General features: G+C 58.9%; 8 protein-coding genes. 4 read left to right on the forward strand and 4 right to left on the reverse strand.

The genetic code is table 11. From position 1 onward, the window contains the following. Positions 1 to 11: 11 nt before the first annotated feature. Positions 12 to 5,489, reverse strand: coding sequence for a DUF748 domain-containing protein (locus GTQ55_RS15125; RefSeq protein ID WP_161859479.1), 5,478 nt, complete (start codon positions 5,487 to 5,489; stop codon positions 12 to 14). A 390-nt stretch (positions 5,490 to 5,879) separates the two neighbouring features. Between GTQ55_RS15125 and selD the strand changes: the two genes are divergently transcribed. The 3 genes from selD (at position 5,880) to GTQ55_RS15140 (ending at position 12,013) form a co-directional block, all read left to right on the forward strand. Next, the gene (gene selD / locus GTQ55_RS15130) at positions 5,880 to 8,255 is read left to right on the forward strand and encodes a selenide, water dikinase SelD (RefSeq protein WP_161859480.1); all 2,376 of its coding nucleotides are present in this window, start codon (positions 5,880 to 5,882) and stop codon (positions 8,253 to 8,255) included. Positions 8,256 to 8,509: 254 nt separating this feature from the next. Continuing rightward, positions 8,510 to 9,820 carry an NAD(P)/FAD-dependent oxidoreductase gene (locus tag GTQ55_RS15135; RefSeq protein WP_161859481.1) on the forward strand — a complete coding sequence of 437 codons (1,311 nt, stop codon included), beginning with the start codon at positions 8,510 to 8,512 and terminating at the stop codon, positions 9,818 to 9,820. A 111-nt stretch (positions 9,821 to 9,931) separates the two neighbouring features. Next, on the forward strand, positions 9,932 to 12,013 hold the full coding sequence (locus GTQ55_RS15140) for a TonB-dependent receptor (RefSeq protein WP_161860202.1): 2,082 nt from the start codon (positions 9,932 to 9,934) through the stop codon (positions 12,011 to 12,013). Positions 12,014 to 12,022: 9 nt separating this feature from the next. Here the strand turns inward: GTQ55_RS15140 and GTQ55_RS15145 are convergent, their stop codons facing one another. From GTQ55_RS15145 to GTQ55_RS15155, 3 genes are all read right to left on the reverse strand, one after another. Then, complete coding sequence (locus GTQ55_RS15145; protein ID WP_161859482.1) at positions 12,023 to 14,080, reverse strand: hypothetical protein; 2,058 nt, start codon at positions 14,078 to 14,080, stop codon at positions 12,023 to 12,025. Positions 14,081 to 14,384: 304 nt separating this feature from the next. Further along, positions 14,385 to 14,861, reverse strand: a complete 477-nt coding sequence (locus GTQ55_RS15150) for an ABC transporter C-terminal domain-containing protein (RefSeq protein ID WP_161859483.1) — start codon at positions 14,859 to 14,861, stop codon at positions 14,385 to 14,387. A 431-nt stretch (positions 14,862 to 15,292) separates the two neighbouring features. Further along, positions 15,293 to 15,439 (reverse strand): hypothetical protein, encoded by a 147-nt coding sequence (locus GTQ55_RS15155; RefSeq protein WP_161859484.1) that lies wholly within the window; start codon positions 15,437 to 15,439, stop codon positions 15,293 to 15,295. A gap of 74 nt (positions 15,440 to 15,513) precedes the next feature. Here GTQ55_RS15155 and GTQ55_RS15160 point away from each other — a divergent pair, with 74 nt between their 5' ends. Beyond that, positions 15,514 to 15,960 (forward strand): CBS domain-containing protein, encoded by a 447-nt coding sequence (locus tag GTQ55_RS15160; RefSeq protein WP_237567706.1) that lies wholly within the window; start codon positions 15,514 to 15,516, stop codon positions 15,958 to 15,960. Positions 15,961 to 15,962 lie beyond the last annotated feature (2 nt).

The raw sequence follows: 15,962 nt of genomic DNA on the forward strand, positions 1-15,962 counted from the left end.
CCACGGGTGTTTCAGTTGGAAAACTCCACTCTCGGCGCATCAGAGTCAGTGCCGATATAGTCCGGTGCGCACTGAATGAAATCCTCCTGGTCGAGACCGGCGTCAACCAGGAATTTCTGCACATGGCGACTGCGACGATTCGACAGTCGCAATAGCTCCTCGCGGATACCGCGCGGCGGTTCTTTGTAAAGCTCGTCGCGAGCTTCTCCCGCACCACGTACGGCGCCAACTTCGAGGGGGAACATGTTTTCAAGGTCACGCGCCGTCGCCACACCGCAGATTCCAGGTCGCGCTTTGGGGTTGTCGCGCATTTTTGCCAACATGCCATTGAGCTGCACTTTCGCGGTTTCACTCAGGGTATCGCTGCCGGGCGCAAATTCAAGGTCGGAGAAACTGACCGCGCGGAATCGCGCCCATGCCAGTTTGGCCAGGCTGTATACGCCCACCGGGGTGAAGTAGGCAAACAGCGCCTCCAGAATCGCGCGCTGCAACAAATCACTGAAAATAAAGCTGAAGGAGAATTTGGGATCGGTTAGTTCGCCAGTTACCGGCATGTCAAAGTGCACGTCGCCATCGCCATCTTTCAACAAAGCCAGTGCAATTTTGAGAGGGATCAAACTTTTTTTGCCCTCAAGGTAATCACTATCGCGCACGTGTCGCACCTTGATTTTCTCGAGCTCCATGTGTGCCAGCGCGTCAACCTGGTTGTCATCGACCTTTATATTGACGTCGGCATCCAGCTGCCCCTGCAGGATCTTGAAGCCCAACAAGCCGGCCATGTATGGCGTCGCAGGGATCAGGTTGGCAGCCTCCACATATCCCAGCAACCCCGCATCCCAGTGGTTATTTTCCAGCAGGTTTATGTTTCCAGCAAAGTGCATGTCGCTATAGCCGCCGGGGCTGCCATTGACTAACACCAGTGCCGGCGGATCTTCCTGATAATTGCTCAACCCACGCACCAGGGCGTTTATACGCCGGATTGGCAGCCTTGCCATATAGTCCTGGGAATTATCCAGCCACAGGAAATCCCCCCGGTCCACATATACCTGGCGAACCCGGTAGCGAAAGCGGTTCGCCGTCCGCGCAATATCTCCGCGCCGATATCGGTAGTTCTCTACTTCCGGTATTTCGCTACGAAACCGCTCCCAGGCACCGAGCTTTCCGTCCCGGTCGCGCGCCAGAATGCTGCGTGGGTGAATGAGGTCTACGGTATCAACCTGCAAGATTTTTTCCGGGGGAAAATACTCGAACTGGTTGACCTGCAGGGATTCAATTTCGGTATTCCACTGATGATTGACATATTCCTGGGCGCGCTCATCCCGGCGAAACAGGCGACTGTCGGCGACGTCCAGAAACATCAACCGTATAACCTCCCTGGCCACGGTTAGCTCGCGCATTTCGATAAATTCACTTTCCAGCACCTGGCCGCCGTCGATATCGAGCACCAGCAGCTGGCCGAGTTGCGCCAGTGTCAGTTCCAGTCGACGTTGCTCGAAGCTGAACGTTCCGGACGTGAGCACGCTTTTCAGGTTAAAGCAGTGGCGAACATGGTTGATGTAACCGTCTGGTACACAGCTGCTCACATTTTCCAGTTGCAGGTTCTTCCCCTCCAGCTCGCGCTGGCCAAAACCGAGCAGGTCGGCGCGCAGTGTGGCGATGTGGAGCAACTCGGAAGGCAAGCCTGCGGGGAAATCACGCTGGGTAACCCGCAAACCATCCACCGTGATTTCACGGAACTGTCGCTGCGCATTGCCACTCCGCAAATCGCTCAGCAGCACCTTGTGCTCACTCACCACCGTTATGCGCCCGACTTCATAGCAGGGTGACAGCGGCTTTTCTCCCAGCTGGACCGGACTGAGGCAACCACTGAGACCGCTAAGCTCACCGCGCTGCAGCGCCAGTGCGGTTGGGGAAAACACCAGGCCGTTCACCGCGAGATTTGTGAAACCCAGGCGCTTCTGCTCGCCCCGACGGTATTCAAAGTCCGCCAGCGTGATCGGTCCGGTGGTACGCAGCTCTTCGCCCAGCGCGAGTTTCTGTTTTCCGGAAACCAGCAGCTTGCCGAAGGAAATGCACGGCGGGGCCTCATTAGACGCCGGCGCTTGCGGGCGCCCCGGCAGGCAACCGGAAAAGTCGCGCGCGTCCAGGTCTTCGACCCGTACCCGGGTACCACCGGGCCATTGCATGGATTGCCACTGCAGCTGGGCCAGTTGCAGCGACGGCGCCGCGCCAGTGGCCGGCGCCAGTTTCACATCGGAAAGTTGCAACGGCCCCAGTGCAAGGCGGCTGAAATTACTTTCCCCGGTTTTTTGCTCGCCGCCTCCGAGGCTGACAAGGTTGTCTCCGCTCAGGTGCAGGCTTCCGGATGACAGGCAACCGCGCCAGCGGGCACGGCTCTCGCCCCGCACCTGCGCAGCTGCAAGCCAGTCGTTGAGCCCGCATCCGCTGACGGACTGCAGGCGCACATTGTGCAGGTTGAGCTGAACCGGCTGGCTGGGCGGTGCGGCCTGCACCAGCCCGAGCTTTTCGATCTGTAGCGCCCCAAGATGCAGCTGCGGCGGATCACTCAAATGCTGGTGAAGCGCCAGGTCGGCTACCGCCAGACCACCATTGCCGGAACTCAGTTTTTTTCCGCGTACACAACGCGGCAACATGCGGTCGGACTTGTCGCGCTGTGGCCAGCAGAGTTCGACCACCTGGGCCTGGAGCTGCTCGATTTTCCAGTCTGCCCGCGCCCCCGCCTTGCGCGGCAGGTTCGCCTGCAGCGAAAGCCCCTGCAGTTTTTCGACCGCCAGCGTGGTATCGCGCTCGCTGCCGCTCAGCGTGAATTGGTCAAGCGTCAGGTTATTGAGGTCCGCAGCAAAGCGGTCGCGACCGTAGTCCAGGGTGAAATGGTCGCCGGTACGCAGGGTTTGCAGATCCACGCAGCGCGCCTTGCCAAAACAGAAGGCGGCCGTGTCCAGCGCGGCACCGGGCACATCGAGCTGGAGGCGACCCGGGTGCGATTGCAGGCGGAAGTCCGCCTTCGGCAAGCGCAATTGCGACACACTCAGCAGCGAATGCTCCGCGGCACTGGTGACGTCGGCGGTTTCGACGCTGAGGTCCGCTGCAGAAAACATCATACGCAGGCGGGAGCCACCGTTGGCGCTGGTGTTACGCTTCCGGGCCAGCACAAGGTTCAACGGCGCTTGTTGGCGCAGGTTGTGTACCGAAAAGCATTCCGCTCGCTGTTCCGGGTTTCCGCCACCCGCCAGGGCCTGCCAGGAAAGCGGAAGACAGCCTTCCAGCTCCGTCAGTGACAGCGACGCAAGCTCCACCTCGGTCTCGCGCGCAACGATTTCACTGCCAATTGCCTCACCGGTATGGCCCGGTGCGCTGCCGTCTGGGTCTGCATCTTCGGCCAGCAATTCAGCGGGCAGGCGGCCTTTTTCCACACCGGTGTCATCGTCTTCGTCGGCACCTGCCTCACTTTCATCAGAAAACCAACCGTGTGCATCCTCGCTGGCAAAGTATTCCCCGGGCTTGAGTCGCTGGCTGCGCAGCCGGAAAAAACCGGTGCCGGTGGCAAGCTCGCGCAACACCAACCCGGTCTGCGCCGCAGGGTCGGTGTCGAGGTGATCGGACAGTAGCAGCGACGCCAGCGTCAGTTCACCAAGCACCAAGTACGGTGATGGCGCCAAGGCAAGGATAAAGTCCCCGTTGCCGTGGAGCTGATCAACGCGGCTGCACAGGGGAGAAAGGCGTTGCGGCAGCAGTCCGTCGGGCGCACAACCCTCGATTTTTTCGAGGTTGACGTCTTCCACCAGGTACTGTTTTTTCTGGGGCGCAAGCTCCACCCGGCTCCAGTCGAGTCCGGCCAGTATCAGCTGCTGTTCGGCATCCACCTGCCCGGGGTTCAACTGGAGCTTGTCCAGTGTTAGCGGCCCGCTATCCAGCGCCCAGAACTGAGCCGGCAGGATCCCTCGAGGTGTTTTTTTGGGCGCCTTGCGCGGAAACTGCAGGGAAAAATCTTGCGGGATCTGCAATTGCGTAAGCAGCAGACACTGATCGCCACGCCCCCAAAGGTCGCCCGGCACGCAACCGGTGGCGCCATCGAGGCTCAGGTCTTGCAGTTGCACACGACGCTGGTCATTACGGTACTGCAACGCGCCCAGGCGCAGGGTATTGGTATTCAGCGGGTTCTCTGGCGGTGTCTTCGCATCCAGGTCGATCACCGTGCCTTGTGTGAGGACGCCCTCGGCAAGGTCTACGCGAAAGCCCTGCTGCCACTCGAAGGTCGTGGGCTGCGGAAGCCGCAGGCTACCCGCACGGATACAGTAATGATGGCGCCCGGTACGGGAAGGCCCGGTGCGCAGGCGATTGGGGCACCAGGAAAAACCGCTGGCACCAGCGCTCTGCCACGTCATGGATTTTGTACCGCGCACAAAACCAAAATCATTGATGGCAATGGTCTCGGTGTGCCAGTTGGGGTGACGTCGGTTCTGATACCGCAGGCGCAATTCCTGCCCATTAATACGGTGCCAGGCAATCTCGGACTGTTTGCCGAAGGAAAAGCTCGCCGGCCCACGCACCTGCAAGCGGCGCGTGGTGGCACAGTGACCGGTAACCCGCCGCAAGCCGGGTATCGCTTCTGCCAGCCGCTGCGGGGGGCAGACGGCAAATTTACGCGTCGATGCCTGGGTCAGCGTCAGCAGGTTACCCGGGCGTTCAAAACGGATATTGCGGGTTTTCAGGCGTACCACAGCGGCGATGGGATTTTCTCGCGCAGACTTGCGCATGTCGCCCTCACCCGGCTCCTGGGTTCTTCCGCCGGGCCCGCTTCCGGAATCCTCTTGCGGGTGCTCATCCCACGCCAGCAGGTTTTCCAGTGCCATGTTGTCGGCACCAATGGAAAACTGAAGCGGCTCACCGGCTATTTCCCGATGCCCGGCAACAAACAGGTCTTCCAGTTCCAGGTACCCGATATCCGCACAGGTCGGTGATTTCCACTGGGGTTTGTGCTGATAGCAGACAACCGTGTCGCGCAGCGTGGTGGAAGACAGGTCCACACGCCAGCGCCTGGGCTTTTTCTCACCTCCTTCTTTCAGTCCCCAGCCACCAATCTCCCACACCCGCCCATACTCGCCGGGCGCAGATTCCAGGTCCATGTAAGCGCCTTCAAGATCCACCATCTTTACGTGGATCTTGCCCCGCAGCAGCTGTAACCAGCTGAGGCCTAGCGTGGCCTCACTTACGTTGAAGCCGCGTTCGAACTCGTTGCGCACCTGCACACCGCGCAGGTGCGCGCGCAGGCGCGGCAGTGAAACCTCCATGTGTTCAATCTGCGCTTCCAGTCCTCGCTCGTGCAACCAGCGCTGCACTGCGCCGGGCAAAATAATCGAAACGAAGATATTCAGTGCGCCAATAAACAGCAGAACGAAAACCAGCAGCCATAGCAGGCGGCGGGATCCTCGGGATTCAGCAGAGTGGTTCGCGGGCGAAGTGGACATCTAAACTCAGCGCACAAGAAGTTTCGCGCAGCCAGTTTTGTGAAATTGGGGGCTGCACGCCTCCTACAGTAAAGACCAGAGCGCTACTGCCCGATGGCGCAGATCTTCGCAAACAGCACTTTTTATTGCCGGTAGATTCCCCGAGCCGACTACTTCCACATATTTCGGCGCCACATGCATCAAACCTGCGCCTTCAGTCCGTGCTAAACCGCACGGCACCGTTACACTGTTTATATTTCAACCAAATTGGTACGGAGTTGCAGGGTTAATTCCGGTGAGGATTCGCGCCCGTGGCGTAAACCGGATCTGGTGAAGGTCACAGACATTACCCCGCAAATTCGCAGCAGAGAATCAGGGCAGGTCTCGGTGAAAGAGTCAGGTAAGCAAACCATGGGGAAACCTCCCCATTATCAGGACATCGTGCTGGTTGGCGGCGGTCACAGCCATGCGGTCTTTTTGCAGTTGTGGGCAAGAAGTCCTCTCCCCGGCGTGCGCCTTACCCTGGTATCGCCACAGGTGCTAAGTGCTTACGCGGGCATGTTGCCGGGCATGATCGCCGGCCACTATGGCTTCAGCGATATCCATATCGACCTGCCGAGGCTCTGCCGCGCATCCGGCGCGCGGTTTATTCAGGCGTGTGCACACCATATAGACCCGGTGGAGAAAAGGGTTTCACTGCTTGGACGCCCCGACCTGGAATACGACCTGATTTCCCTGGATGTCGGGGCAACCCCATGCCGGGATATCCCCGGATCGGAACTTGCCATTCCGGTTAAGCCCGTCGGCCATTTCCACCGCTACTGGCAACAACTCACGCAACAGGTGCACTCCAATCACCAGCCCCTGCGCCTGGGCGTCGTGGGCGGAGGCCTGGGCGGCTGCGAACTTGCTATGGCCATGTCCTGGGCACTGGAAGAGCCGGTCTACAGTGGGCGGGTGGAGATTCACCTGCTTCAGGCGGGCAACAAAGTTCCCCCGGACTTCCCGCTGCTGGTGCGCAGAATGGTAGCAAGGGAACTCGGCCGCCTGAAAGTACAGGTGCACCGAAACTGGCGGGTTGCAGAGATTACCCAGCGGGGAGTGTACAGCGATGAGGGGCAGTTCCTCTCCCTGGATAAGGTGTTGCTATGTACCGAAGCCGGCGCACCACCCTGGCTGGCACAATCCGGCCTTGCCCTGGACGGGCAGGGTTTTTTGCAGGTGGACGAATACCTGCGCGCAGAACAGCACCCTTCGGTGTTTGCCGCCGGTGATGTCGCCAGCCCGGCCCATACCAATACCGCGAAGGCGGCCAGAAATGCGCTGGATCAGGGGCCAATACTGTTTCACAACCTCCGCGCCACGCTTCTCGAGCAACCACTCAAGCCGTACCACGCGCAAACGAAAACTTTCAGCCTGTTTTCATGCGGCAGCCAGAGAGCCATGCTCACCCGCGGCGGTTTTTCCGCTGTGGGGGAAGCCTTATGGCACTGGAAGGATCACTGTGATCGCGGCTTTATGCAGCGCTTCGATAACTTGCCGGTACCCGCAAGAAAACCACCGTATTCTTTTTTACGCAGCCTGTTGAAACCCGAGCCCCACGGGCTGGATCAGCGCAACAACATGTCTGTGGCGGGCCTGCGCAATCATGGGCCCGGCGCAGTGGTTGGGAACGAACTGCTGAACCGCACGCTCGCAACCCTGCCACAGCCGCAGCCCGCGACCATCACTCGCGCCCGTGTAGACGACGCCGCCGTGATCAAGCTCCCCACCGGAAAATTGCTGGTACAGAGCGCTGCGCAGTTGCGGGCCCCGGTCGCGGACCCCTGGCTTTTCGGCCGCCTGACGGCGCTACACTGCCTCTCACATTTGTTTGCCCGGCACGCACAGCCGGTCACCGCGCAGGCGCTGGTCACCCTGCCGCCCGCGGCCCCGGAGATTACCGCGCGAGACCTGCAACAGCTGCTGGACGGCGCCGCGCGCGAGCTCAATCAACACAACTGCGCACTGAGCGGCGGTACCACTTCCGAGGGTAGCGAGTTGCAACTCGGCCTGACGCTGGATGGCGTGGCGGAAGCACAGCAGTTGCAGAGCCCGTTCAACCTGCGCGCGGGCGATTGCCTGATTACCACCAAGCCGCTTGGTATTGGCACCCTGTTCGCGGCCGAGTTGCAGGGCAAGGCCCGCGGTCGCTGGCTGCAGCAGGCACTGGAAGTGATGTTACACAGCAATGCCACGGCGGCGGAAATCTTCGCGGGTAACCATGCCCACGCGGTGAGCGACATCAAGGGTACGGGGCTGCTGGGCCAACTACTGGACATGCTCCAGTGGCAGGGCGACCATGCGAAGCTACCTGTCCGCGCAGAGTCCGGTGACGGGCAGTATCAGCTGCCGTTGGGGGCCCGCCTGTTTGCGGATGCATTGCCCCTGCTGGCCGGCGCCACCTATTGTGCCGAGCATGGCCTGCTCTCCAGCCAGCATCAACACAACGCCCGTGCTTATGCCGCCCTGCAAAACCCGACAGCCTGGCGGGCGGAGCCACTACTCCCCCTACTCGTCGACCCCCAGACCTGTGGCGGGCTGCTGGCATCAGTCCCTGCCGAGTACGCGGAAGGCTGCCTTGCCGCACTGCAGGCGGCCGGTTGTCGTCATGCCGCGATCATCGGGTTTGTCGACGAGCTTCCCGCCCCGCGTGAGCAACTGCTTTACGCCCCACAACCGGTGCACCTCGCACGAGGTGGGGACTGGAAGAAACTGGCCCAGCGTCATACGGAAATGATTTCCTGACCACCGGAATGTTCTTGCGACATAAAAACCCTTACCGGTGAAACCAACTCGCCGTTGCCAATCAGGCTGAGTGCGTTAGTATTGCCCCCCATAGAATCAAAGGAAGGGCAATGCAGCCTTCCATCCAGGTCCTCACAGAGACCGCCGCCCGATTACAAATTTTTTTCGACACCTATTGGTCCGACCACTGACGTCAGGACAAATACGGGCGCGCGAAGAGCACGATTTTTTTAGCTCTACAGGAAATCTCTGTCATGAAGAAAATAGTCATTGTCGGCGGCGGCGCCGGCGGACTGCAGCTGGCCACCAGCCTCGGCCGCCACTTCTCCTTCAACCACTTCCACCGCCGCAACAAGTCTCCCGCCGCGGAAGTTACCCTGGTCGACAAGAATCGCACCCATATCTGGAAACCCCTGTTACACCAGGTAGCCACCGGTGCACTCGACTCCAGTCTGGACGCTCTCAACTACCAGGTGCACGCCCGCGCCAACGGTTTTCAGTTTGAATTGGGGAGCCTGCAGGGACTGGACCGGGAGAAAAAAACCATCGAGCTCGCGGAAGTCTGCGATGGGGATGGCAATCCGCTGGTACCTCCACGCAAACTCGAGTATGACTACCTGGTGTTTGCGCTCGGCAGCCAGAGTAATGACTTCAATACGCCCGGTGTGCGGGACAACTGCCAGTTCCTGGACAGCGCCGAACAGGCACAAAAATTTCACACCCGCTTACTCGACCAGTTCCTGCAACTGGAAAGTCGTGTGGCCGACAAGGTGGAGATTGCGATTGTCGGCGGCGGTGCCACCGGTGTGGAACTGGCGGCGGAGCTGGTGGATGCCGTGCATGAGATGGGTCACTACGGCCGTATCAAAAACGGCGACCTCAAGGTAACCCTCATCGAGGCCGGCCCTCACCTCCTGCCGGCACTGCCTCCGCGTCTGGGCAACAGCTCGGAAAAAGAGCTCACCAATCTCGGCGTGCGCGTGCTTACCGGCACCCAGGTCGCGGAAGCAACCGCGACCGGTTTCGTGACCAAGGAAGATGAGGAGATTCCAGCGGCCATCCGTGTATGGGCTGCAGGCGTCAAGGCACCGGACTTTCTGCAGCAGATGGACGGGCTCACGCTGAACCGCCAGAACCAGATCGAAGTCGAGCCTTCCCTGCGCAGCAAAACCGACCCGGCGATTTTTGCCCTTGGCGACTGCGCCGGCTGTATCGACGCCGCCGACCACAAGGTACCGCCGCGGGCCCAGTCCGCGCAGCAAATGGCCAAAACCGCACGCGACAATCTGATCGCGCTGGTGGAAAACCCGGACGCTGACTTGCAAGCGTTTACCTACAAGGACCGCGGTTCACTGGTCTCCCTGTCCAAGTTTGATGCCGTGGGCAGCCTGATGGGTGGACTGGTCAAGGGTAGCTTCACCATCGAGGGCCGCCTCGCCGGACTCGCCTATCGCTCGCTCTACCGGATGCATCTGGCAGCACTGCACGGCTGGCCCAAGGCCATGCTGCTGTACCTGATCGGTCAGGCCAACCGTTTTGTTAAGCCGCGACTGAAAATGCACTGAGCGACCCAGACCAAAGGCTGTTGCCCGGACAGCCCGGCCGGTACCATAGTGGGTACCGGCCCCTTCTCTAAACGCTTTTCCGCTGCTGACCAGAACCTGATTGCCTCCACAATGACGATACCCACGCTGTTCGCCGTTTATCTGAGCTCGCTTGCGACGACAACCCAGCACCTCCCCACCAAGTCCGGGCACAACCTCGAACAGGTTACCGTCACCGCAACCCGGGACGAACGCCAACTGAATGAACAGGCAGAGGCGCTCTCGGTCGTGGACGCGGCGGCATTGCAAATGGCCAATGCGGTCCACCCAAGCCAGGCACTGGCTGCGGTACCGGGCACACTGATCAGTCGCGGCAACGGCCAGGAGAGCCTGATTGCCATCCGCTCGCCGGTACTCACCGGCGCCGGCAGCTGTGGTGCTTTCGCGATTGCCCAGGACGGGGTACCGGTGCGCGGTACCGGCTTTTGCAACGTCAACCAGCTGTTCGACACAAATTTCGAACAGGCCGGGCGCATCGAGGTACTGCGCGGGCCGGGTACGGTGTTGTATGGCTCGGACGCCCAGCACGGTGTCATCAATGTGTTGAGCGCAGACCCGGTGGACGGTGTTGAAACCACGGCACTGATCGAGGGCGGCGCCAATCAGTATCAGCGCGTAAAACTGGGTTACAGCCGCGGAGATAACCAGGGCGGTTTCCGTATCGGCTTCAGTGGTGCGCGCGACGGCGGCTACAAGGATAACTCAGGCTTTGACCAGCAAAAGCTGCAGTTGCGCGGTGATGGTCAGCTGGCGGACTGGTCCTACCAGTCTCTGCTCAGCCTCGCCAACCTGAATCAGGAAACCGCCGGCTACGTCACCGGGTTGGATGCGTACAAAGATGACGCGCGCAAGCGCGAGAACCCCAACCCGGAAGCCTTCCGTGACAGCCGCTCGGCACGGGTGCAGGTGCGAATGGAAAAGCAGCTTTCGCGTGGCGGCAGTCTGCAGATCACACCTTACCTGCGCCATACCGAAATGGATTTTCTGATGCACTTCCTGCCCGGGACACCCCTGGAAGAAAATGGTCAGCGGGGTGTGGGGATTCAAACGGCCTACCGGTATCCCCTCGCCGAAGACCTGAATATGATCAGCGGTATCGATCTCGAATATACCGATGCCTGGCTGAAGCAGACCCAGGACGGCGGCTTTTCTGTATTTCCCGCAGGCAAGCACTATGACTATCAGGTAAATGCGGCCCTCGCCGCGGGATTTACCCAGATAGAAAAAACGATGCGCGCGGCCACAACACTCACGCTGGGTGGGCGTATTGAACACCTGCGCTACGATTACGATAACCGCATGATCGCTGGCGACACGACCGCAACAGGAGAGATCTGTGTCAGTGGTTTCACTGGCGCTATTGGTTGTCGCTACACACGTCCCGCGGACCGCCGTGACCATTATGAAAACTTCTCCATCAACGGCAGTGCTATCCACACATTTTCAGATCGTGTCACTGGAACGCTGCGCCTGGCCCATGGGTTTCGCGCACCACAAGCCAGCGAGCTCTACCGACTGCAGAATGGCCAGATGCAGGCCGACCTGGATTCGGAATCCGTGGACAGTATCGAATTCAGTCTGCGCCACAGTGACGAACGGCTGCTCCTCGGCGTGACCGGATTCTATATGGAGAAAGCAGACGTTGTATTCCAGTCCTCCGACCGTCTCAATCTCAGCGACGGTGAGAGTCGCCACTACGGACTGGAATACGATATTGACTGGACGCCGGCTGATCATTGGCGCCTGCAGCTTGCCGGCACGATTGCCCGCCACCAGTACACCAATAACGTCAGCGCGCCCGGCTCGGAGATAATCGTGAGTAACGGCAATGACATCGATACCGCGCCGAGGCATCTGCACACCCTGAACCTGACCTGGCAACCGCGCGAGGGATCCCGGGCCAGCCTGCAATGGCAATATACCGGTAGCTACTATACCGATATCGAAAACGCCCACCGCTACGGCGGGCATGCGCTTTTACACTTGCGACTGCAACAGGCACTGGGCCCTGCGACCACGGTGGGACTGCGTATCGAGAACCTGGCCAATACGGACTATGCCGAGCGCGCCGATTTCTCGAGCCTCGGCGGTGGGGATCGGTATTTTATCGGCGAGCCCCGCAGTGTTTACGCGGACATCCGCTTTCGCTTTTAACGTTCGCGTTCAGGGCCGCACCACGACCGGCCCACCAATGTTAACCCCGGGCGCTTTCCACGTTTCGTCCCAGAAGAGTTTCCAGCGCATCGGCCAGGTGATTGCACACACAGTCCCCTCTTGCGCAAAGCGATAGTTTGCACAGGGATAATTGAGGTCGGTGGTACCAATTTCCGTGTAGGCAGGCTGACGATAAGCGTAGTGATCGATCAGATAGCGCAGACCATCGTCGAACTCCAGGTAACGCCAGCGTATTCGGATCGGTGTATTGGTGGTTCCGGTTACGCCCTCCCCCTCGCGGAACCAGCTTAACAGTTGGCCGTCAGCCCCGTAGGTGCGGGTTATGAGCAGGCGGCCTTGCAGGTCGTCACTGCCGTTGTAGCTGGAGATTTCCGTTTCTCGTAACTGTCCACGGCTGTTGTAGCGGTACTCGCTGACGGTCCGTGCATCGAACGTACCGTCCGCATTGCTGTCCAGGGTCATCTCTTCGCGGAACAGGTCTCCGTCGCTGGTATAGCGATAGGCGAAGGTTCGGCGGGAATCCACCGCGCCATCGGCATTCAGGTCGAACGCCCAGGTCTGCTCCCGCAACTGGCCATTGCTCAGGTAGACATATTCGAAAATGTTTTCCCGATCGACGATACCGTCGTCATTTTCATCGATTCGCTGGGTTGTACGCAGTAGTCGCTCGCCGCTACTGTACCGGTAGACAACCTCCGTGCGCACATCGATCACACCATCGACGGCGGCAAGCGCACCGTCGTCCAGTGTGTCCACCAGCTCCAGCAACAGGCCGTCGCGACTGTAGCGGAACTCGAAGCGCCGGCGCTCCTCGATGATACCGTCAGCGCTCAGATCCAATTCCTGCTGGCGCCAATCCAGTAAACCGAGGTCAGTAAACACGCTCTCCACCCGGTAGAGTGACTCCAGCAGGCCATCGGCATTGTTATCCTGCTCGAAGGTAAAAAAGCGGTTGTTGCCACCGTCGTCGTATTCGAACCGGTACACCCTTCGCGCTGCAACCTCCAGCTGACCGTCTTCCTCAATGACTTCCACCAGAAAGCCACTGCGGCTGTAGAAGCGCTCCGAGCGATAGAAAAAGTCTACGGTGCCATTTTCATTCCTGTCGGTTTCCCGCAATAAAAACACACGGCGCCCAAGGCTATCGTAGTCATAGCGCAGCCGTTCACGCCAGCTGCTGGCCGTTTCCGGGAGCACGGTAAAAAATAGTTCCAGCGGCAGTCCCAGTTCGTTGTAATCCCAGCGCACCTCCTGCTCGATATCCTCGTCATCATTGATGTCGCGCGTTTCACGTATCGGTAAATGCACTGGAACCATAATCGCCAGGGCATCGTAGAGGTACAAAAGCGGCGCATCCAGTGGCAGCTGATACTTGATGGAAAAGGCGGTCTTTATCGCGGGCAGGGAGTCTGGCCCACGCCGGAATGGAAACGCATAGAGGTCGTAATAAAAATCGACGTGGTAGTCGGTCAGTTCCGCGTCCCAGCCGGTCAGGTCGATGCCATTTTCCGGGTCCTGGTCCCGGTCGAGAATCAGCAACAACCGCATTATGTTGGAAACCAGGTCCAGCGCATCCACTCGCTGGTGATTCTCCAGTGCAGCGCGCAACTCGGCCTCTTCCGCATAGGGTGTGGAACCCACAAGGTCGAACGGCGTCAACTCCTCGGCACCGCGGGCAGAGCCCAACGTAATACCGCCGAGAGTGAATTCCACGGTTTCCCCATCGCGGTAGCGGAATGTGCCACTGCTGTCAGTAAGTCCGGAGAAGCTCGGTGTCTGGTAGCGCAGACCTTCCACATTCCCGGACATGAAGATACCGGTGCTTTCTTCCCCGGTGCCGCCACCGGAGCTGCTACTGGAACTGGAGCTGGAGCTGCTGGAACCTCCGGAGCTACTACCGCTGCCGAGGGCGCGCGAGCTGGAATCGCTGCTGAAGTCACAGGCCGCGAGGAACAGGCACAGGAGCAGGCAAACAAACTTCGCCACCCCGGTACTCAAGTACAGGGGCAGGGAAACGACACCCGGTATCGCGAGCCTCAATGGCACTGGGTACTCCTTATCGAACGGCGACAACAACAAACAACAAACAACAAACAACAACGAATTTTCGGCTTCAGAAAAGTATTGTTGAAAACCGCCAGCGGAGTTTTGGAATTGCGTGGGATTTTGCGGATTGACGTGAAATAGCCGGGGTTTTGCGGCAACACAGCGATTCCTATGCCAACCGCCGTTCACGTTGGCGGGAATTGAGCAATCCCCCAAAAGAAAGCCCCCGGCAGCTGGGACTGCCGGGGGCTTCGCGCGTAGTCGTCAGGGCTTCACTGCCCCGATGGAACGAACAATCGGAAAATCAGATTTTCCAGCTTTGCACTTTTTCCAGACCATGCTCGGCAACCCACTGATTCAGCTGCTTGGGATTGCGCTTTTTCTTCTCAATGGTGGCGTTGGTGTACGGGTTGCGATAGTGACCGGTTTCCAGCTTGGGCTCTGCGGGCTTGGCGGAAGCGGCACGACGGGTGGTACGACGGGGGGATTCCCCCTCGCGCTTCAACGCGCGAGCGACACGAGCTTTGAGGCTGCGCACGTAGTCTGGCGCGTCTTCATTGCCGAGCTGGCCAACCAACCAATCAACTATTTGATCGCCACGGGCGGCGTACAGCTCTTCCTCTTCCATTTCATATTCGGCGGCCAGGTTGACCAGCGCCTTGTCGAAAGCGATCACGCCCTGTTTTTTGCGCTCAGCTTTCGCCATCTGCTCCTGCAGCTCTTCTATTTTGGCCTGGTGTTCAGCGATTTGCTGTTCAATCTGGTCGTATTCCTGAAACATATATATTGAGCCTCTATATATTAAGGTTGTTGTAATGAATAGATCGTATTGCGCCGGTGAATATTCCCCGGCACTTCAAAACTTTATTGATAACGCGTCGCAGTAACCTGACCAACTCCGCGGTTAGGCGCAGGATTAAAAAGCTGCCTATTCCGGTGTTTATAGGACAAGCCCGAATCAAACCGGCAATATCCACAATTTAACGACGGTATATATGAAACCGCCAAATCATGGAAAAACCACATAAAACTCCGGAACTTTCTATACCAGTATGTAAAACACACAGCGATTGATATAAAAAATAGACTATATCGATGCGACAGACAGGGCGAATTTGATATACGCCAATTGTATTCAGGCAGATTACTTTCTTTGATGTATCTTTAATGTAAAACGGCACCCGCAACACAATGGTGCCATTTGCCGACATTTCAACTGGATAAACGGGTTAAATCTGAACCGGGGGGAATTAAAGCAGACCAGTGCGGGTCCCACCAGCGAATGCCGCGCATAATACTGCGATATTTTTGATTCGCCAACTGGTCGGATATCTTTTTATCCTTGAGAGCCAGCTCCATTCATTGTTCTATTCTTGTTGATGATTCGGAGTCCTTTATTCCGGATCAGGCACCCAGTCAGGGGAGTTCAGACCATGTCGAAAATACGGGATATTCATCATATGCCGACTCTGGCGGCGCTGATGACGCCATTTCCTTACCATATCGATATCGAAGCACCCATCGAGGACGCCGAGGCCTTGATGGATGAGCACCAGGTACACCACCTGCCGGTTACCCGGGACGGCGACCTGGAGACCATCATCTCCCGAGGAGACATCGAGCGCGCCCAGTCACCGGGGCACCGGCTCGAGGAGCAACAGTTCTACGTGCGCGACCTGTGTGCCCGGCGCCCCTATATCGCAGATATTCACGATCCGCTGGACAAGATCCTGCTGGCCATGGCGGATACCGGTATCGGTTCTGTTCTGGTGATGAAGGAGGGAGAGCTGGCAGGCATCATTACCGTTACCGATGCGCTGCGCTTTTGCGGTGAATTTCTCGCCGATCTCACTCGGCCGGTGGATGATTCGGTGGCCTGACC

Source organism: Microbulbifer hydrolyticus (assembly GCF_009931115.1).
Taxonomy (GTDB): domain Bacteria; phylum Pseudomonadota; class Gammaproteobacteria; order Pseudomonadales; family Cellvibrionaceae; genus Microbulbifer; species Microbulbifer hydrolyticus.